Genomic DNA, 16,472 nt, shown 5'->3' on the forward strand with positions numbered 1-16,472 from the left:
CCTGGATCAGGTCGATCCCGGCGACACGCGGCACGACCGGATCGGCCCACCGCCCATCGCGGACGCTCGCCGCCGTGAGCACCGCCTGCTCGCGGGCCTCCAGCCAGATGGCCTTGGTGAGGGCTTGACGCGCCAGTATGGCCGCGATCAGTCCCGCGGGCGCGAGCAGGAGCACGGCCATGACGGTCGCCAGAAGCGCCATGCGCCCGCGGATCGACCGCGGGCGCAGCCGGTCGACGCCCCCCTTTACGACGGCGGCCAGGTGACCGAGCAGACCGGCGGCCGGCCTGCCGAGACGCGGGTCGGGCGGAGGCCGGCTGCGCGGCCGGCGCGTGCTAGCCACAACGCGCCCGGCGACGCCGTGCCGAGGTGATCGGTGCCGACTTCACTCGGGCGGACTTCATCTGGGCCCGCTTGGCCCGGACGATGTCCGGATCCCTCGGGTCGTCCGAGGCCGGGGCATCGCGCTCATGACGTTCGCTGGAGGTCGTCCGGTGGCCCTTTCGGACTTGTACCTGGCGTGTGGCGCGTCCCTTCATGTGCACAGACCCGTTTCTGTCGCTTATCTGACTCGCTCCAGTGAGCGGCCTCTCCAGCTTGGCTCATGATGGGCCGCCCGTCTTTGCCGCTACCGGGCATCTGCGGGTTGCGGCCTGCGGGCATCGCCCGATTACCGCTAGCGGGGACGATGCTGCTCGACAAGTGATCATGTGTGGTGCGAGAGCCGCGGAACTCCGCCCACCGGGGTGTGGCTCAGATGAGCGCCCCCGGTATGGGGCGACACGGGAGTGACACCTGTAGCGAGGTGCCCTGATTCACGTGGCTGGTGACCTTCATCGTGCCGCCCGCCGCCTCGACGCGATCGATCAGCCCGATCAGGCCGGAGCCGCGCGCCAGGTCCGCGCCGCCCACGCCGTCGTCCCACACCAGCAGGTGCAGCCAGTCGTCCCGGACCTCGGCCTCGACATGAACGATCGAGGCCTTCGCGTGCTTCGCCGCATTCGCCAAGGCCTCCGCGACGACGTAGTAGGCGGCCACTTCGATGCTTTCGCATGGGCGGGTCCGGATCCGCAGTCTGAGCTCGACGGGGACGGTGGAGCGGCGCGCCAGCGCCTTGATCGCAGGACCCAGACCACCACCCGAGAGGATCGCCGGGTGTATGCCGCGCGAGGCCTCCCGGAGGTCGGACAGCGTGCCGGCCAGCCCATTGGTCACGGCGGACAACTGTGTTCTCAGGTCGGGCAGCGCGGCCGGCACGCTCTCCTCGGCGGCGCGGAGACTGAGGGCGAGCGAGACCAGCCTCTGCTGGACGCCGTCGTGCAGATCACGCTCGATGCGTATCCGCGCCTGGTCGGCCGCGGCGACGAGCCGGGCCCGCGAGGCGGTCAGGTCGGCGCGAGCCTGGGCGTTGGCGATGACTGTGGCGACCAGCTCGGTGAGTTCGCTGATGCGCGCCTCGGTCTCGCGGGCGAGCGGCTTGCCCGCCTCGCGGAAGCCGACCAGGACTCCCCAGAGACGATCGTCCACGACGATCGGCGCGCCGACCGCCGAGCCGATGCCATGATCGCGCAGGAAGGCGGCGATCGGGCCGGAGGCGCCGGTGTAGTCGTCCAGCCGTACGGGCTCTCCGCTCCGCGCGACCATGGCGGCGATGTTGTCGCCGTCGATCGGCCAGCGACTGCCTACCAGCATCTCCCCCTCGACCGTGCTGCGGGTGGCGACCACGGTCGCCAGGCCGTCGGGGTCATAGCGGAACATTCTCGCGCCGTCGATGTCGAGCACCCGGCACAGTTCCTCGGTCACGGCGTTGCAGATCACGAGCGGCGGCGCACTGTGCGCGGCGATCACCGCGACCCGCCGCAGCGCGACCCGCTCTTCGTTCCGGCGCTCCAGCGAGGCGGCCATGGCGTTGAACGCCCGCTGGAGCTCGCGGATCTCACCGGTCGCGTTCTCGGGGACCCGGACGGAGAGGTCACCGTCGGCCAGGCGATCGCACATGCCGGCCGCCCGTCGCACGGGCAGGGTGACCGTCCGCACGAGGTAGCCGGAGAAGAGGGCGATGAGGACGGCCGACACGGCCAAGCCGCCCAGGACGGCGTGGGTCACCCACCCGGCTTCGGCGACCGCGGTCCGCTCGTCGGCCGTGGCAACGGCCCGCTCGGCCGCGACGACCCGGTCGAGCCGGCCCTGCGACGCGCCGGTATCGCGTCCCTCGCCGCCGGTCCACACCATCAACATCGGGCCGGCGCCCGAGAGCCCCCGCCGGGCCTCGTCGGCGGGCGGCGCCGGGTGCTCACGCAAAAGGGACTCCGTCGCCTGGGCGATCTCAATCGCACGCTCACCCCGCGCGGCGTCCTCGCGCATCTGGGCGATCGGGACCAGCAGCGTCATGAACAGCGCACTGATGCTGAGCGCCAGCAGACAGCCCGCGAACACGACGTGGCGAGTCGAACCACTCATGCCGACCTCCGATCCGACGGATCGGACGACGTTTCCCCGGGTGGCTGGTCAGCGGATATCGTGGCCATGACGATGGAGGGACCGCGTTCACCCGGCTCGGGGCTCGGCGATGACGGCCCGATGGCACACCGTGGGCGTCTGGTCGTGGCCGATGACGACGTGCTGCTCCGTGAGGGTCTGGCGAGCCTGCTCACCCGGTCGGGATTCGAGGTCGTGGCGCAGGCCGGTGACGGCGTGCGACTGCTCGAACTGGTCCGCAGGCATCTCCCCGATCTCGTGATCATCGACATCCGAATGCCACCGAGCTTCACCACAGAAGGCCTCGACGCGGCCCGGGCCATCCGCGAACGGTTCCCACAGGTCGCCATACTCCTGCTCTCAGCATATGTCGACCTCGAACACGCCATGGAACTCCTGGCCGGAGGCGACCACGTCGGCTACCTCCTCAAAACCCGCGTCACCGACGTCAACGAATTCCTCGAAACACTCGACCACATCGCCAAAGGCGGATCGATCGTCGACCCCTCACTGGTAAAGGAACTCGTCGCCGCCCGGCACCGCGACGACCCCCTCGCCCACCTCAGCCCACGAGAACGCCAAGTACTCGCCCTCATGGCCGAAGGGCGCTCCAACGCCGGCATCGCCCGCAAACTCTGGGTCACCGAAGGCACCGTCGAAAAACACGTACGCAGCATCCTCATCAAACTCCGCCTACCCGAAACCGACGCCGACCACCGCCGAGTCCTCGCCGTCCTGACCTTCCTCGAGAGCCGCTAGCTCCGGGAAGGCCTGCGGCGGAGCACCGGCCGTATCCGGAGGCGTGCCCGAGAGTGTCCGGCCAGGTCGATCGCATCGATCAGCCCGCAACCGCCCCAGCCGGGAGCATCGCCTTGATCGCGTCCGCGGACAGTATCTTCGATCGCATTGCGGCTAACCGGAATCCGGGTGCCGGCCGGCTGGAAGGTCGCGGCGACGAGGCGCCGCAGGCCTTCATGAGCTAGCGGGTCTCGAGGAAGGTCAGGACGGCGAGGACCCGGCGGTGATCGACGTCGGTCTCCGGCAGTTTGAGTTTGACGAGGATGCTCCGCACGTGTTTTTCCACGGTCCCTTCGGTGACCGAGAGCTTGCGGGCGATGCCCGCGTTGGAGCGTCCCTCGGCCATTAGCGCGAGCACCTCGCGTTCTCGCGAGCTGAGCTCGGCCAGCGGATCGTCGCGGTGCCGGGCGGCGATGAGCTCCTGCACCAGTGAGGGGTCGACGACCGATCCGCCTTTGGCGATGCGGGCGAGTGTCTCGACGAACTCCTCCACGTCGGTGATGCGGCGCTTGAGCAGGTAGCCCACGCGATCACCGCGGGCCAGCAGCTTCATGGCGTGGTCGAGGTCGACGTATGCTGAGAGCAGGAGTATGGCGACCTGTGGGAACCGTTCGCGGATGGCCCGGGCCGCGTCGAGGCCTTCTGTGGTGAAGCTCGGTGGCATTCGGATGTCGATGATCACAAGATCGGGGAGATGCCTGCGGACCATCTCGAGTAGCCGCATGCCGTCGTCGGTCTGCGCCACTACCTCAAAACCGGACTTGTGGAGTAGGCACACCAAGCCCTCACGGAGCAGCACATCGTCCTCGGCCACGATCAGACGCCCACGGTGTATCAGCGGAGCGTCGCTGCCGTGTCCTGAGCTGGAGGAACGCGGGGACTCCATCGTGATGTTCACGATATCTCTCTGTTGGAACGGAGGGGGGTATGGGTGCCGTGACTCGCCGCGTCGTGATCGCGGGCAGCGTCCTTGTGATCGTCTTCAGTCCGATATCGGTCGCCCTGCTGATCTCGATCACCAAGCCCAAGGAGGCGGTGGGGCTCGTGAAGCGCTACCCGTTGGGCGGGTTCGAGCAGGGTGTGGCGATGGCGGATCAAGGGGCTGTCGTTGCTGCTGCCGGGTGGGCGACTGCCGTCTTGCTGGGTGCTGTGGTCGCCTCGGTCTTCTTCTCGGGAATCATCGCCGGTTGCCTCATCCGGGAAGCCGGCCGGCCGGTTCGCCGGGCGCTCGGCATGGTCGACCGCTCGGCCGACGGCGAGCCGTCGGCGGGTGCGGATGAGGCCGCAGTCGGTGAGACGAGTGAACTGCGGCGGGCGCTCAACGCCATGTCCGCGTCGCTGGAGTGCCGAGACGACCAGTTGGGCGCGTTGCGGCGGGTGGCCACCGTCGTCGCACACGGTGCGCCGCCGTTCGTGGTCTGCAACACCGTGACCCAAGAGCTGTGCCGGATCCTGGACATCGATGGCGCGAGGATGCTCCGCTTCGAACCGGACGGCTCGGTGACCGTAGTGGCATTCTGCAGCAATCTCGGCGACCCATGTACGGCGGAAATGCCCGTCGGCAGCCGCTGGGACATCGAAGGCCACAACGTCCTCGCCCTGGTGGCACGGACCGGCAAGCCTGCGCGGATCGATGACTTCACCGGTGCGCCAGGTCCGCTTGCCGCCTTCCTGCGTAAGCATGGGGTGCGTTCGGCGATCGGTGCGCCGATCATCGTCGACAACCATCTGTGGGGAGTGATGGTCGGCTTCTCCACCCGGCGCGAGCCGCTCACCGGCAATGCCGAGGCGCGCATCTGCGAGTACACCGAACTGATCGCGGCCGTTATCGCCAATGCCCAGGCCCGCTGTGAACTGACCGCCTCACGAGCGCGGCTCGTCGCCGCCGCCGACCAGACGCGCAAACGCATCGAGCGGGACCTGCACGACGGCATCCAGCAGCAGCTGGTGTCCCTCGCCCTCAATCTGCGCGCCGCTGAGGCCGATCTGCCGGAGGGGCAGCCCCAGCTCAGAGCACGACTGTCCGCGGTGCAGAGCGGGCTCGGCAGTGCGCTGACCGACCTCCAGGACATCTCCCGCGGGATTCACCCGGCCATCCTCGCTCAAGGAGGTCTGGGCCCGGCGATCAAGACCTTGGGTCGCCGCTCCGCCGTACCGGTGGAACTCGACCTGCACCTGGACCTCCGCCTAGGCGAAGCCATTGAGGTGACCGCCTACTACGTCATCGCGGAGGCCTTGGCCAATGCGGCAAAATACGCGAAGGCCTCGGTCGTGCACATCCATGCCGAAGCCCGGGATGATGGGCTCCATCTGCTGGTACGAGACGACGGCGTCGGCGGCGCCGACCCCGTACGCGGCTCCGGCCTGACCGGGCTGATCGACCGCGTCGAGGTGATGGGCGGAACGATAGAGGTCCGCAGCCCCCTACACCACGGCACCACATTGCAGATCGCACTACCATGCTCGCCCGAGCACGAGTTGGGCGCCGACAGCGCGAGATTCGTTGCATCGGTGGGCCGAGCGGTGCATTGAAATCGGCCCTCAGTTCGATAAATCGCTGACGCCGGATGGAAGCCACTCAGGCGATGTGCCAGTGACCGCCGTTCACGACACCACGGCGTATCCGGCGTCCTCGATCGCAGCGCAGATGCTCTCGTCGTCGATCTGCCCGCCTCCGCTCACCCTGACAAGACCGTCGGCGACGTCGACATGCTCGATTCCCGCCAACCGCGACAGCTCCTCGGTAACGGCATTGGCGCAGTGCCCGCAGCTCATCCCGGAGACATTGAAGGTGGCGGTCGCCATGGAGACTCCTATTCGCCAAAGGCGTGACCCGGTCACGAAACCCCGGGTTATCAGGCAGCGGTACGCCCGATGGTACGTACACGCCGCGCCCGAGGTTCAGCCACTTCTCGTCCCGGCGGCCTACAACGCCGCCGTGTCACTTGCTTGCGGCGAGGCGCAGGCCGAATCCGACGATAACGGTGCCGGTGATGCGGTCCAGCACGCGCCGGGCCTGGGGTCTTTGGAGCCACCCGCGCAAGACGCGCGCGAAGACGATGAGCAGCGCCGACCAGGTGAGTCCGAGGAGAATGTGCACCCCGGTCAGTAGCAGGCCCATCCCCAGGTGCGGTGCGCCGGCTGGGATGAACTGGGGCAGGACGGCGACGTAGAACACGCCCACCTTCGGATTGAGGAGATTGGTGAGCATGCCCTGACGCCAGCCCGCGAGCGCCTTGTCCGTGCCGGTCAGGGCTTCGGCCTCATCGGCACCCGCAGCGGAGCGGCCTCGCCAGGTGTCGATGAACATGCGGGCGCCCATCCACAGCAGGTAGGCGGCGCCCGCCCAGCGCAGGACCTCGTACGCCACGTGTGAGGCGGTGAGCAGAGCGGTCACTCCGAGCGAGGTGAGCGCCCCCCAGAGCAGCGTGCCGGTCTGGATTCCCAGGACGACGCCCCACGCCCGCTTGCGGCGGCCGAGCGCCGCGGTACGCAGGATGAGAGCGGTGTCGAGACCGGGAGTGAGAGTGAGAAGCCCTACAACCAGGGCGAAGGACCACAACGCAGTACTGATTGCCACGGATGCCACCGTACTCAACTCGGCATGGTGGGGTCAGTCGGTGCCGAACTCCATGGCGGCGCGATCGAGCAACTCGTCGTCGTCGGAGACCTTTCCACGCGAGGCGATCGCCTCTGCCGCGCCCTCGGGCATGGCGCCGATCAGTCCGGTCGAGGCCGCCTGCGCGGCACCGATCAACGCCGGGTGCGAGCTGCCGACCAAGCCGAGTCGGGCGTACTGCTCGAGCTTGGCGCGAGAGTCGGCGATGTCGAGGTTGCGCATGGTCAGTTGGCCGATCCGGTCCACCGGCCCGAAGGCGGAGTCCTCGGTCCGCTCCATGGAGAGCTTGTCCGGGTGGTAGCTGAACGCCGGTCCGGCGGTGTCCAGCACTGAGTAGTCCTCACCGCGCCGCAGTCGCATGGTCACCTCGCCGGTGACCGCCATACCGACCCAGCGCTGCAGCGACTCGCGAAGCATCAGTGCCTGCGGGTCCAGCCAGCGGCCTTCGTACATCAGCCTGCCGAGCCGCCGCCCCTCGTTGTGGTAGGCGGCGAGGGTGTCCTCGTTGTGAATCGCGTTGACCAGCCGTTCGTACGCGGCATGCAACAACGCCATTCCCGGTGCCTCGTAGATGCCTCGGCTCTTGGCCTCGATGACGCGGTTCTCGATCTGGTCGGACATGCCCATGCCGTGCCGGCCGCCGATGGCGTTGGCCTCCAGCACCAGGTCGACGGCCGAGGAAAACTCCTTGCCGTCGATCGTCACCGGTCGCCCCTGCTCGAAGCCGATCGTGACGTCCTCGGCGGGTATCTCGACGCTGGGGTCCCAGAACCGCACGCCCATGATCGGTTCGACGATCTCGATGCCCGCGTCGAGGTGCTCGAGCGCCTTGGCCTCGTGGGTCGCGCCCCAGATGTTCGCGTCGGTGGAATAGGCCTTCTCCGAGCTGTCCCGGTAAGGCAGGCCGTGGGCGAGCAGCCACTCTGACATCTCCCTGCGGCCGCCGAGTTCGCTGACGAAGTCGGCGTCCAACCACGGCTTGTAGATCCGCAGCGAGGGGTTGGCCAGGAGGCCGTAGCGGTAGAACCGCTCGATGTCGTTGCCCTTGAAGGTCGAGCCGTCGCCCCAGATCTGCACGTCGTCTTCGAGCATCGTGCGTACGAGCAGGGTGCCGGTGACCGCCCGCCCCAGCGGGGTCGTGTTGAAGTAGCTGCGGCCACCCGACCGGATGTGGAACGCCCCGCAGGTCAGGGCCGCGAGCCCCTCCTCCACGAGGGCCGCCCGGCAGTCGACCAGTCGGGCGACCTCCGCGCCGTACGACGTGGCGCGCCCTGGCACCGAGGCGATGTCGGGCTCGTCGTACTGGCCGAGGTCGGCGGTGTAGGTGCACGGCACCGCACCCTTGTCGCGCATCCACGCGACCGCTACCGAGGTGTCGAGGCCACCCGAGAAGGCGATCCCGACGCGCTCGCCGACAGGCAGGGAAGTGAGCACCTTGGACATAAGTAGAAGTATGCATGCCAGTGAATGAACATGCAACCTCGCCCTGTGGGCGTCCGTGCCACGCCGTGGCCGAACGGTCATCACGTGAGGCGACAATTTGCTCACATATTCACATGGCCCACCGGCGCATCTGCCGTCGTATCGGCGGCCTGCCTTTATCGTGCCGCCCCGTCCGGGTGCCGAGTGACGGTCAGTCGGCCTCGCGCAACGCCGTCGCGATGTCGTCGTGGGTGAGGCGGCGAGAACCGACGTAGTAGAGGACGGCCCCCGCCGAAAGTTCGGTTTGCCAGCTTGGATTGACGAGCAGCGTGTCACCGGTACGCGCGGCCAGCATCGTGGCGCCGTATCGCCGGCCGAGCGAGGTCTGACAGCGATCGACCAGCACCGGGCCCAGAGACTCCGGCAACCGCACCGAATAGGTGTCCGCGCCGCCGTGGGTCATCAGTTGCGTGTAGATCTCGGTGATGCCGGGATCCTTCAACTCCTCGGTGATCATGCGAGGGCTGTGCCACTGGACACAGCGCACGGCCTCGTCGACATAGCGCAGATGCCGGACCCTGCCGATGTCACGCAACGCGACGACGAGATGGGCGCCCTCGGCGACGTGGTCGGCGGTGACCGCGACGGCCAGTGCCTCGTTGTCGTCGCGGGCGTCGACCAGCACGCTGTACGCCCGCTGCACGCCGGCCCGGCGCAGCACGCCGTCGTCGGTCAGATCACCGCGCACGAACATGACGTCGCGGTCGGGCATCGGATGCGTCAGCACGTCGTTCCAGGCGCAGAGCACGATGCGACTCGAACCGTCGGCGATCAGCTCGTCCACCATTTCCTCGGTCCGTCCCGGCGTGTAGCCGAGCAGCACGATGTGGTCCGACGCCTCGACCGTGATGGCACCCTGCATTCTTCGTCCCCTCGCTTGTGCCAGCGCCGTCGACAACTTGGCGAACACCGTCGTCAGCGTCGCGATGCCGCCGACGATGACGTACACGCCGACGAAATGGCCCCCGCCCGACTTCGGATACAGGTCGCCGTACCCGACGGTCGCGGCGGTGACCACGAAGTACCACCAGTAGTTCGCCGGCTCGGCGATCTCACTGCCCGCGGGCTCGGCGAGCGCCATCAAGGGCCAGCTCGTCACGAACACGAGGCTGAAGACGAGAACCGGCGTCCACCATGTCCCCAGCACCGCGACTCGGGCGAGCAAGCGGGCAAGTACGATCGGCACGCTTCCTCCTGTACGGCACGCTCCGGTGCCGCCACCCTAACCGGGTCAAATCCCCGAAGCAGCCCCTAACAACGCAGAGATCCACCGCGCATCACATGGGCGAACGGCGAACGTGGCCTGTCCGGCCAACGGCACCTTTCCGTATCGATCACATCCGGCCTGAGCGCCTACGCATCTTCGATGCCGGTCGACGGGGCGCTCCAAAGATCGCGCGCCGTGCCGTGCGCCAAGTGCTCTTCGTAGATTCCGACTTTATGGTCGATCAGCTCGAGGCAATCGGTGAGCTGCGCGATCTGACCGACGACCTGTTGTCGGTGCCGGCGCAGGAGCGCGAGTCGCTCATCTTCGTTGCCAGGGCCCTGACGGACCAGTTCGACGTAGCACCGGATCGCGGCGAGTGGCATCCCGGACGCGCGGAACCTCATGCAGTTGGCCAGCCAATCCACGTCCCATTCGCGGTAGACGCGACGACCGTTCGCAAGCCGTCTCACCGGACTGATCAGGAGGCCTTCACGTTCGTAGAGCCGCAGCGTGTGAATGCTCAAGCCGGTGAGTTCGGCGACCTGTCCGATGCTCAATTCCCGTGCGGTGCCGGTCATGGGCCGACCCTAGGTCATTGACCTCGACCGTGCTCTAGCATTTAGCGTCCGGTTCATGACAACACCTCAGCACAAGATCGGATCCGGGTTCGGCGCCCAAAGCACCGCAGACGGCGTCCTGCGCGGAATCGACCTCTCCGCAAAGCTCGCCATCGTCACCGGCGGCTACTCGGGCCTCGGTCTGGAGACCACTCGCGCGCTCGCCAGTGCCGGTGCTCACGTCGTCGTCCCCGCTCGGCGACGCGCGACCGCTCAGGAGGCGGTCAAAAGCATCGACGGAGTCGAGGTCGACGAGGTCGACCTCGCAGACCTCGAGAGCGTGCGCCGGTTCGCCGAACGCTTCGTCGCCTCGGGGCGTCATATCGACATAATGATCAACAATGCCGGGGTCATGGCCTGCCCCGAGACACGCGTCGGCCCAGGCTGGGAAGCGCAGTTCGCGATCAATCACCTCGGCCACTTCGCGCTCGTCAACCTGCTCTGGCCCGCGATCGCGAACGGCGACGGAGCTCGCGTCGTCGCAGTCTCCTCCGCCGCACACCATGCCTCAGGGATTCGCTGGGACGACGTGGCGTTCGAGCACGGCTATGACAGGTGGCAGGCCTACGCGCAGGCGAAGACGGCGAATGTACTGTTCGCCGTGCGACTCGACGTTCTCGGCCGGAGCGCCGGGGTGCGAGCGTTCTCGCTGCATCCCGGCTCCATCCTCACTCCGCTGCAGCGCCACCTCCCCAGGGAAGAGATGGTCGCGCTCGGTTGGATCGACGAGGACGGCAACCTCGCGGCCACCGATTTCAAGACCCCTGCGCAGGGTGCGGCCACGCAGGTGTGGGCCGCTACCTCACCGCGACTGGCGGGCATGGGCGGCGTCTACTGCGAGGACTGCGATATCGCCGAGTCTGCGGTGAACGACATCGGGGCCGGTGTGCGCGACCACGCGACCGACCCCGAACAGGCTGCCCGCCTGTGGACGCTCTCGTCGGAGCTCACCGGCGTGAACGCGTTCGTGACGGCCGCCTGAGGCAACGTAGGTCAGTTCCGTGATGCCCTGGGGGCGACGTGATCGGCGGCGGGCCGGAGGAGGGCTTCCTGGGCCACTGAAGCGATCAACGTCCCCTCGACGGTCCGGATCGAGCCTTGAGCCAGACCGCGGGTGCCGACATGGGCGACGGGGTCCATGGAGTACAGCAGCCATTCGTCGACCCGGGGCGGCCGGTGGAACCAGATCGAGTGATCGAGGCTCACCCTCAGGTCGTATCGTGCCGTCGATCCCGGCGCCCGGGCCGCGCGCACGACGGCGATGTCCGACAGGTAGGCGAGCATGCACGCGTGCATTGCCGCTTCCGTGCCGATGGACATCGTCACCCGAACCCAGAAGGGGTGGGATATCGGGAACGAGCCGGAACCGGACTGGTCCACCGGACGGATCTCGACGGACCGGTCGTCGCCGAACAGCCTGGAGAACCGCACCGGCCGGAGGTCATCCGGCAATGGCACGGACGGCGGGGCGGGCGGCGGCCAGTCCTCGCCGGGCTCGGGATCGTGGAAGGACGCGATCATTTCGTAGATCGGTTTGCCTTCCTGGTGGGCGGTCACGTTCCGCGTGGAGAACGCGCGCCCATCCCGCGTTCTGGTCACCTCGAAGCGCAAGGGCTCCTCCGGCCGGCCGGGCCGGAGGAAATAGGAGTGGAGCGAGTGCACGTCTCTGGGCGCGCCGATGGTGAGGCCCGCGGCGCGCAGAGCCTGCGCCACCACCTGGCCGCCGAACAGCCGCTCCCGCCCGAACCCGTTCGGGTAGGCAAGGAACCGATCGCCGTCCAGTCGCCGCAGTTCCAGCGCGGTCCGGAACGGTGATGTGTCGGTCACGAGGCCTCTCATCCAGACGATGGCGCCAGATCTGGCGGGAGCCGGATCAGGCGGGAGCCGACCGTACGGTCTCGCCGGTCATGACCCGCCCGGCCTTCGGTCAGCCGACGCGGATCGGGAGGGTACGCGGTCCACGGACCTGGCCCGCGGCCCAGGTCACCGCGGACGGGTCCGCAAGGGTGAAAGCGGGGATCCGTTCGAGCCAGACCTCGAGGGCGACCCGCAGTTCCATCCGGGCCAAGTGTGAGCCCACGCAGCGGTGGATGCCAAGACCGAACGCGGCATGCCGGTTCACCTCACGGTCGATGACGACCTCGTCCGCGCGGTCGAACTGCGCCGGGTCACGGTTGGCCGCCGGGAACGACAGCAGGACCCAGTCCTCGGCCTTCATGTCGACGCCGTGCCAGTGCATGTCCTCCTTCACCAGCCGCGCCATCGTGACCGGCGCGTAGGCCCGGAGGAACTCCTCCATCGCGGTCGGCAGCAGCCCGGGCTCGGCGACGAGGCGCTCGCGGTCGTCCGGAGTCTTCGCCAGGTGCCAGAGCGACGCGCCGATCGCGCTCCACGTCGTGTCGATGCCGGCGATGAGCAGCAGGGCCATCGTGCCGGCGACGTGGGACGGTTCGAGCTTGTGGCCGTCGAGCTCGGCGTTGATCAGATAGGTCGTGAGGTCGTCGCGCGGGTTCTCGACGTGATCACGGATCTGGACGAGCAGGTACTCGAACAGCTGCGATATCCGTGCGACTCGTTCCTCAGGCGGCAGGTTGACGCCTTCGAGCACGTTCTCGACGAACTCGCGGAACTGCGGCCCGTCCTCGGGAGGGAAACCCAGCATGTCGGAGATGACGCGCATCGGAATGTGCTGGGCGTAGTCGTGTGCGGCGTCGACGACGTCCCGCCCCTCGAAGGCGTCGACGAGCGAGTGGCAGAACGCCCGGGTGGCAGGCTCCTGCTTGGTGACCGCGACCTTGGTGAACGCCGGAAGCAGCAGCTTGCGGGCGCCGTGATGGAACGGCGGGTCGGACGAGATAGGCGGCGCGCCGCCTACCGGCGCCAGCTCGCGCGGCGGCCGGTAGTTGCTCATGATGATCGCCCGCGAGGAGAACCGCTCGGTGTCGTAGGCGATCGCCGCGATGTCATCGTGGCGGGTCGGAAGCCATCCCCCGCCGAACCGCTCGGTGTGCGCGATCGGACAGCGCTGCCGTAGCTCCTCCTGTATCGGGTAGGGATCGGCGGCCCACTCCGGCTCGAGATGGGAGAAGTCGGTGGCCCAGTCCGACACCTGACCGGTGACGATCTCGCTGCGCTCGCCGAGCTGCCTTTCGCGTTCGTTCCAGACGTCCTGGCTGAAGCGGTCGTCGGCGGTCATGTCACGCCTCCTCGAGGACGTCGATCGCACGTTCGGGACAGTTGGACGCCGCCAGGCGTGCGTCGCGGGAGTTGCCTGGCGGCACGATGCCGTCACCGAGGACCGTCCCGTAGCCCTCGTCGTCGCCGCCGAACAGGTCGGGAGCCAGGTCGTAGCAGCGGCCGTGCCCCTGGCAACGCCCGGAGTCGATCTGCACTTTCACTACGTCTCTCCCGTCTGTGCCGTGGAGTCGATCGGGGCGAGGACGGTCATGAGGCGGGCCAGTAACCCGGCCCACTCCTCGTCGCCGACCGCATGCAGGTCCGGCGTGACCAGCGCACTGCCCATCGCGAGCAGTAGGCAGAAATGGGCGATGGCGTTCGGCGACAGTGCGGGGTCCAACTCGCCACCGGATTGGGCGGCGCGCACGAGCCCGGCGACCAGGTCGGCGCGTTCGCCCATGTCGTCGCGCATCGGACGGGCGACGTCCTCGTCCCGCCGGGCCGCCACCAGCGCCTCCACGATGAGGTAGCCGCGGGCGTCGCGACGGCGGGGAAGGCACCGGCCGACGGCGAGAAGCACATCCGCGATCGGCCGGTCGGGTTCGGCGGCGACCAGGTCGCCGAGCACACGCCGCCCGTGCGCACGCAACGCCGCCACCAGCAGTTCCGCCTTCGAGCCGAAGTGCGCGTACAACGCGCCGTTGCTCACGCCCGCTGCGGCTGCGATCTCGACCACGCGCGTGCCGTCGTACCCGCGCTCGGCGAAGACCTCGGCGGCCGCACGCAGCAGCCGCTCCCGGGTCTCGGCGGCGGTGACACCCGCGATGCGCCCCATGAAAGAATTAAAAGAGCGTTCATTTGACCCGTCAAGAGCCTGCGTGAGACCGGGCGAGCCGAAGCCGGCGTACCAACGTGAGGTTCACGACGGGCAAGACACCCAGGGTCAACTCATCTTGCCCAGGCCGCGCGCCAGGATGGTGGCGGTGGTCGCGACGACGGAGTCGTCGGAGGCGCCGTCGGCGGCCAGGCGGTTGGTGTAGACGGCGATGATCAGTGGCGCGCCGGAGGGCGGCCAGGCGATCGCGATGTCGTGCGCGCCGCCGTACGCGCCCGGGGTACCGGTCTTGTCGCCGACGGTCCAGTCCTTGGGCAGGCCCGCCCGGATGCGGCGGTCGCCGGTGGTGTTCGCGCGCAGCCAGCCGATCAGCCGCGCCCTGTCCGGCTCGGCCAGTGCGCTGCCGGTGGTGAGCTTGGCCAGGTTCCGGCCCATGAACGCGGGCATGGTGGTGTCGCGTTTCTCGCCCGGGCTCCATTCGTTGAGCTCGGTCTCCCAGCGGTCCAGCCGGGAGACCGGGTCACCGAGGGTACGGAAGTACCTCGTCAGCCCCGCGGGGCCGCCGATCTGCTTCAACAGCAGGTTGCCCGCCGTGTTGTCGCTGACGGTGACGGCCGCGTGGCACAGCTGCGCGACCGTCAGACCGGTGTCGACGTGCTTCTCGGTGACCGGCGAGTTCGACACCAGATCGCTTTGCTCCCACCGGATGAGCCGGTCGAGCAGGCCCGGGTCGAAGCGGCGCGCCTTGTCGAGCACCGCGGCGGCCACCATCGCCTTGAAGGTGGAAGCCATGCCGAAGCGCTCGTCGCCGCGGTGGGTGATGGTGGCGCCGGTGGCCGTGTCGAGTGCGTACGCGCCGATCCGTCCCTTGAAGGACGCCTCCAGCTTGCGCAGTTCCTTCTGTACGTCGGTGCGCTGGGACGGTGTCGCGACCGCGATCTGCGAGGTTCCGCTCTGCGGGGCCGCGTTCCCGGCGGTGCCGCCCGTACCGCAGGCGGCCGCGCCGAACAGCGTGGTGACGGCCAGCGCGGCTCCCAGCGCCGTCCGGATCGGCTGGGGGTGTGGATATCGCATTCCGGGCTCCTCGCTCTCTGGATCTTCGGATTGGGAGAGCAGACCAGAGCGGCTCACCTGGCGTCCAATATCGGCATTGAGTCAGATCGATATTGAACCGCCTATCAGTACACGTCAGAGCCGTGGATCCCCAGCCGGTCCCCGGACCGGTCCCCGCGCCGCCCGTGGTGCCCCGTCAGGAACCGGCTCGCCCTCGCCGACCGTAGGGCGCGGCAGCGGCTGCAGCGCCCCGGCATGTCCGCAATTACCGATGAAGCGTTCGTCATCAGCCATCGGATCTGTCGTTGACATGTGCCGCACCGGTCGGCCGGACGAGCGATCATAGCTCAGCCATGGCGCTGACGGCGTACGGCGTATGCCACGGTCACGGCCGCCAGCAACGGCCCCCAGGCGACCAGCGGCAGGTAGCACAGGTAGAGGATCACGGCCTTGGCGCCATGCGGCAGTTCGGGGTCGCTGTCGACCTGCAATCCGAAGGCCAACGGCGTCCACATCACCATCAGCGCGACAGAGCCCAGCGCGGCAGGGATGATCGCCGCCGGCGGGCGGATCGGCCTGCCGCGTAGGAATGGCACCCACCGCGGCCAGATCTCGCCCCACGGCCGGACCAGGCCCATGCTCAGAAACGCCACCGCCTCGGAAACGACGGTCAACGCGATCACGTAGGCCAGCATGGCCGGCCACTCGCCGTTCCGCGGATCCAGCGAGCCGGTGAAACCTGCCGGAAGGCCCAGACCGAACAGGATCCGCCAGATCCCCGCCGGCAGCGCGCACCACAGCGTCGCCTCCGCGGCCCAGGCGGCCCACCGTGGCACCGGCCCCTTGGTCGCAGGCCCCTTGGCCGCAGGCCCCTTGGCCGCGAGTCCCTTGGTCGCCGGTCTGGCGTCGGCGGGTGCCTCGATGGCGGTCATCGGACGCTCCCGGTGGTGTGGTGATCTGCGGCCGGCTCGGGCTCGCCCGATCCGGTGGCCAGAAATGATCCGGCGATGAGCGCCGTGAGGGCGGCGATCAACCCCAGTTTGATCTTCAGCTTCTTGTTCAGCGGAGGCATCGCGGCCTCCCGCACCAGGTTCGTTCCATGTAGTCCAAGATCGCCTCTGCCCGGGCGGGACGCCTCCCCTGTACGGGCGGTCGGCCTCCCCCACAGAGGGGAATCCGGGTGGGCGATACGGACGGGCGATGAGG

Annotated in this window: 18 protein-coding genes; 3 read left to right on the forward strand and 15 right to left on the reverse strand. The window is 68.4% G+C overall.

Features of this window, described 5'->3' with window-relative positions; all coding sequences use genetic code 11:
• A partial coding sequence (locus HKK72_RS19830; protein WP_187235887.1) for a hypothetical protein occupies positions 1 to 343 on the reverse strand: 343 nt, incomplete at its 3' end.
• Between the two features lie 410 nt (positions 344 to 753).
• On the reverse strand, positions 754 to 2,460 hold the full coding sequence (locus HKK72_RS19835) for a GAF domain-containing protein (protein WP_187235888.1): 1,707 nt from the start codon (positions 2,458 to 2,460) through the stop codon (positions 754 to 756).
• A 120-nt stretch (positions 2,461 to 2,580) separates the two neighbouring features.
• On the opposite strand from HKK72_RS19835, the gene HKK72_RS19840 reads away from it, so the two are divergent.
• Positions 2,581 to 3,237: a response regulator gene (locus HKK72_RS19840; protein WP_187235913.1), complete on the forward strand. Its 657-nt coding sequence runs from the start codon at positions 2,581 to 2,583 to the stop codon at positions 3,235 to 3,237.
• Between the two features lie 220 nt (positions 3,238 to 3,457).
• Here the strand turns inward: HKK72_RS19840 and HKK72_RS19845 are convergent, their stop codons facing one another.
• On the reverse strand, positions 3,458 to 4,174 hold the full coding sequence (locus tag HKK72_RS19845) for a response regulator transcription factor (RefSeq protein WP_315987345.1): 717 nt from the start codon (positions 4,172 to 4,174) through the stop codon (positions 3,458 to 3,460).
• Positions 4,175 to 4,203: 29 nt separating this feature from the next.
• Between HKK72_RS19845 and HKK72_RS19850 the strand changes: the two genes are divergently transcribed.
• Positions 4,204 to 5,808, forward strand: a complete 1,605-nt coding sequence (locus tag HKK72_RS19850; RefSeq protein WP_187235889.1) for a GAF domain-containing sensor histidine kinase — start codon at positions 4,204 to 4,206, stop codon at positions 5,806 to 5,808.
• A gap of 72 nt (positions 5,809 to 5,880) precedes the next feature.
• On the opposite strand, the gene HKK72_RS19855 is transcribed toward HKK72_RS19850, so the two are convergent.
• The 5 genes from HKK72_RS19855 to HKK72_RS19875 all read right to left on the reverse strand — a co-directional run bounded on the left by HKK72_RS19855 (position 5,881) and on the right by HKK72_RS19875 (position 10,162).
• Complete coding sequence (locus HKK72_RS19855; RefSeq protein ID WP_187235890.1) at positions 5,881 to 6,081, reverse strand: heavy-metal-associated domain-containing protein; 201 nt, start codon at positions 6,079 to 6,081, stop codon at positions 5,881 to 5,883.
• Between the two features lie 136 nt (positions 6,082 to 6,217).
• Positions 6,218 to 6,856, reverse strand: a complete 639-nt coding sequence (locus tag HKK72_RS19860; protein WP_187235891.1) for a LysE family translocator — start codon at positions 6,854 to 6,856, stop codon at positions 6,218 to 6,220.
• A 33-nt stretch (positions 6,857 to 6,889) separates the two neighbouring features.
• Positions 6,890 to 8,338, reverse strand: a complete 1,449-nt coding sequence (gene argG, locus HKK72_RS19865; protein WP_187235892.1) for an argininosuccinate synthase — start codon at positions 8,336 to 8,338, stop codon at positions 6,890 to 6,892.
• 190 nt (positions 8,339 to 8,528) lie between these two features.
• Positions 8,529 to 9,563, reverse strand: coding sequence for an ion channel (locus HKK72_RS19870; protein ID WP_187235893.1), 1,035 nt, complete (start codon positions 9,561 to 9,563; stop codon positions 8,529 to 8,531).
• 167 nt (positions 9,564 to 9,730) lie between these two features.
• Positions 9,731 to 10,162, reverse strand: coding sequence for a MerR family transcriptional regulator (locus HKK72_RS19875; protein WP_187235894.1), 432 nt, complete (start codon positions 10,160 to 10,162; stop codon positions 9,731 to 9,733).
• 55 nt (positions 10,163 to 10,217) lie between these two features.
• Here HKK72_RS19875 and HKK72_RS19880 point away from each other — a divergent pair, with 55 nt between their 5' ends.
• Positions 10,218 to 11,183 (forward strand): SDR family NAD(P)-dependent oxidoreductase, encoded by a 966-nt coding sequence (locus tag HKK72_RS19880; RefSeq protein ID WP_187235895.1) that lies wholly within the window; start codon positions 10,218 to 10,220, stop codon positions 11,181 to 11,183.
• Positions 11,184 to 11,194: 11 nt separating this feature from the next.
• Here HKK72_RS19880 and HKK72_RS19885 read toward each other — a convergent pair whose 3' ends face one another.
• From HKK72_RS19885 to HKK72_RS19915, 7 genes are all read right to left on the reverse strand, one after another.
• Positions 11,195 to 12,028 carry an acyl-CoA thioesterase gene (locus HKK72_RS19885; protein WP_187235896.1) on the reverse strand — a complete coding sequence of 278 codons (834 nt, stop codon included), beginning with the start codon at positions 12,026 to 12,028 and terminating at the stop codon, positions 11,195 to 11,197.
• Positions 12,029 to 12,128: 100 nt separating this feature from the next.
• The gene (locus HKK72_RS19890) at positions 12,129 to 13,397 is read right to left on the reverse strand and encodes a cytochrome P450 (RefSeq protein ID WP_187235897.1); all 1,269 of its coding nucleotides are present in this window, start codon (positions 13,395 to 13,397) and stop codon (positions 12,129 to 12,131) included.
• Between the two features lies 1 nt (position 13,398).
• Entirely contained in the window at positions 13,399 to 13,599 is a 201-nt protein-coding gene (locus tag HKK72_RS19895; RefSeq protein ID WP_187235898.1) for a ferredoxin, read from the reverse strand.
• Positions 13,599 to 14,213 carry a TetR/AcrR family transcriptional regulator gene (locus tag HKK72_RS19900; protein WP_187235899.1) on the reverse strand — a complete coding sequence of 205 codons (615 nt, stop codon included), beginning with the start codon at positions 14,211 to 14,213 and terminating at the stop codon, positions 13,599 to 13,601. Before HKK72_RS19900 ends, HKK72_RS19895 begins: the two co-directional genes overlap by 1 nt.
• 108 nt (positions 14,214 to 14,321) lie before the next feature.
• Positions 14,322 to 15,287, reverse strand: coding sequence for a class A beta-lactamase (bla, locus tag HKK72_RS19905; protein WP_187235900.1), 966 nt, complete (start codon positions 15,285 to 15,287; stop codon positions 14,322 to 14,324).
• A gap of 326 nt (positions 15,288 to 15,613) precedes the next feature.
• Positions 15,614 to 16,198, reverse strand: coding sequence for a hypothetical protein (locus HKK72_RS41160; protein ID WP_261986988.1), 585 nt, complete (start codon positions 16,196 to 16,198; stop codon positions 15,614 to 15,616).
• Entirely contained in the window at positions 16,195 to 16,338 is a 144-nt protein-coding gene (locus HKK72_RS19915; protein ID WP_187235901.1) for a hypothetical protein, read from the reverse strand. The genes HKK72_RS41160 and HKK72_RS19915 overlap by 4 nt, the downstream gene beginning before the upstream one ends.
• Between the last annotated feature and the right edge of the window lie 134 nt (positions 16,339 to 16,472).

It is taken from the genome of Actinomadura sp. HBU206391 (assembly GCF_014323665.1).
Lineage (GTDB): Bacteria > Actinomycetota > Actinomycetes > Streptosporangiales > Streptosporangiaceae > Actinomadura_C.

Bases quoted from the DNA above. Each gene is read 5' to 3' on its own strand.
- HKK72_RS19835 (WP_187235888.1), bottom strand. From the start codon at position 2,460: ATGAGTGGTTCGACTCGCCACGTCGTGTTCGCGGGCTGTCTGCTGGCG.
- HKK72_RS19840 (WP_187235913.1), top strand. From the start codon at position 2,581: ATGGCACACCGTGGGCGTCTGGTCGTGGCCGATGACGACGTGCTGCTC.
- HKK72_RS19850 (WP_187235889.1), top strand. From the start codon at position 4,204: ATGGGTGCCGTGACTCGCCGCGTCGTGATCGCGGGCAGCGTCCTTGTG.
- HKK72_RS19855 (WP_187235890.1), bottom strand. From the start codon at position 6,081: ATGGCGACCGCCACCTTCAATGTCTCCGGGATGAGCTGCGGGCACTGC.
- argG (WP_187235892.1), bottom strand. From the start codon at position 8,338: ATGTCCAAGGTGCTCACTTCCCTGCCTGTCGGCGAGCGCGTCGGGATC.
- HKK72_RS19875 (WP_187235894.1), bottom strand. From the start codon at position 10,162: ATGACCGGCACCGCACGGGAATTGAGCATCGGACAGGTCGCCGAACTC.
- HKK72_RS19880 (WP_187235895.1), top strand. From the start codon at position 10,218: ATGACAACACCTCAGCACAAGATCGGATCCGGGTTCGGCGCCCAAAGC.
- HKK72_RS19890 (WP_187235897.1), bottom strand. From the start codon at position 13,397: ATGACCGCCGACGACCGCTTCAGCCAGGACGTCTGGAACGAACGCGAA.
- HKK72_RS19900 (WP_187235899.1), bottom strand. From the start codon at position 14,213: ATGGGGCGCATCGCGGGTGTCACCGCCGCCGAGACCCGGGAGCGGCTG.
- bla (WP_187235900.1), bottom strand. From the start codon at position 15,287: ATGCGATATCCACACCCCCAGCCGATCCGGACGGCGCTGGGAGCCGCG.
- HKK72_RS41160 (WP_261986988.1), bottom strand. From the start codon at position 16,198: ATGACCGCCATCGAGGCACCCGCCGACGCCAGACCGGCGACCAAGGGA.
- HKK72_RS19915 (WP_187235901.1), bottom strand. From the start codon at position 16,338: ATGCCTCCGCTGAACAAGAAGCTGAAGATCAAACTGGGGTTGATCGCC.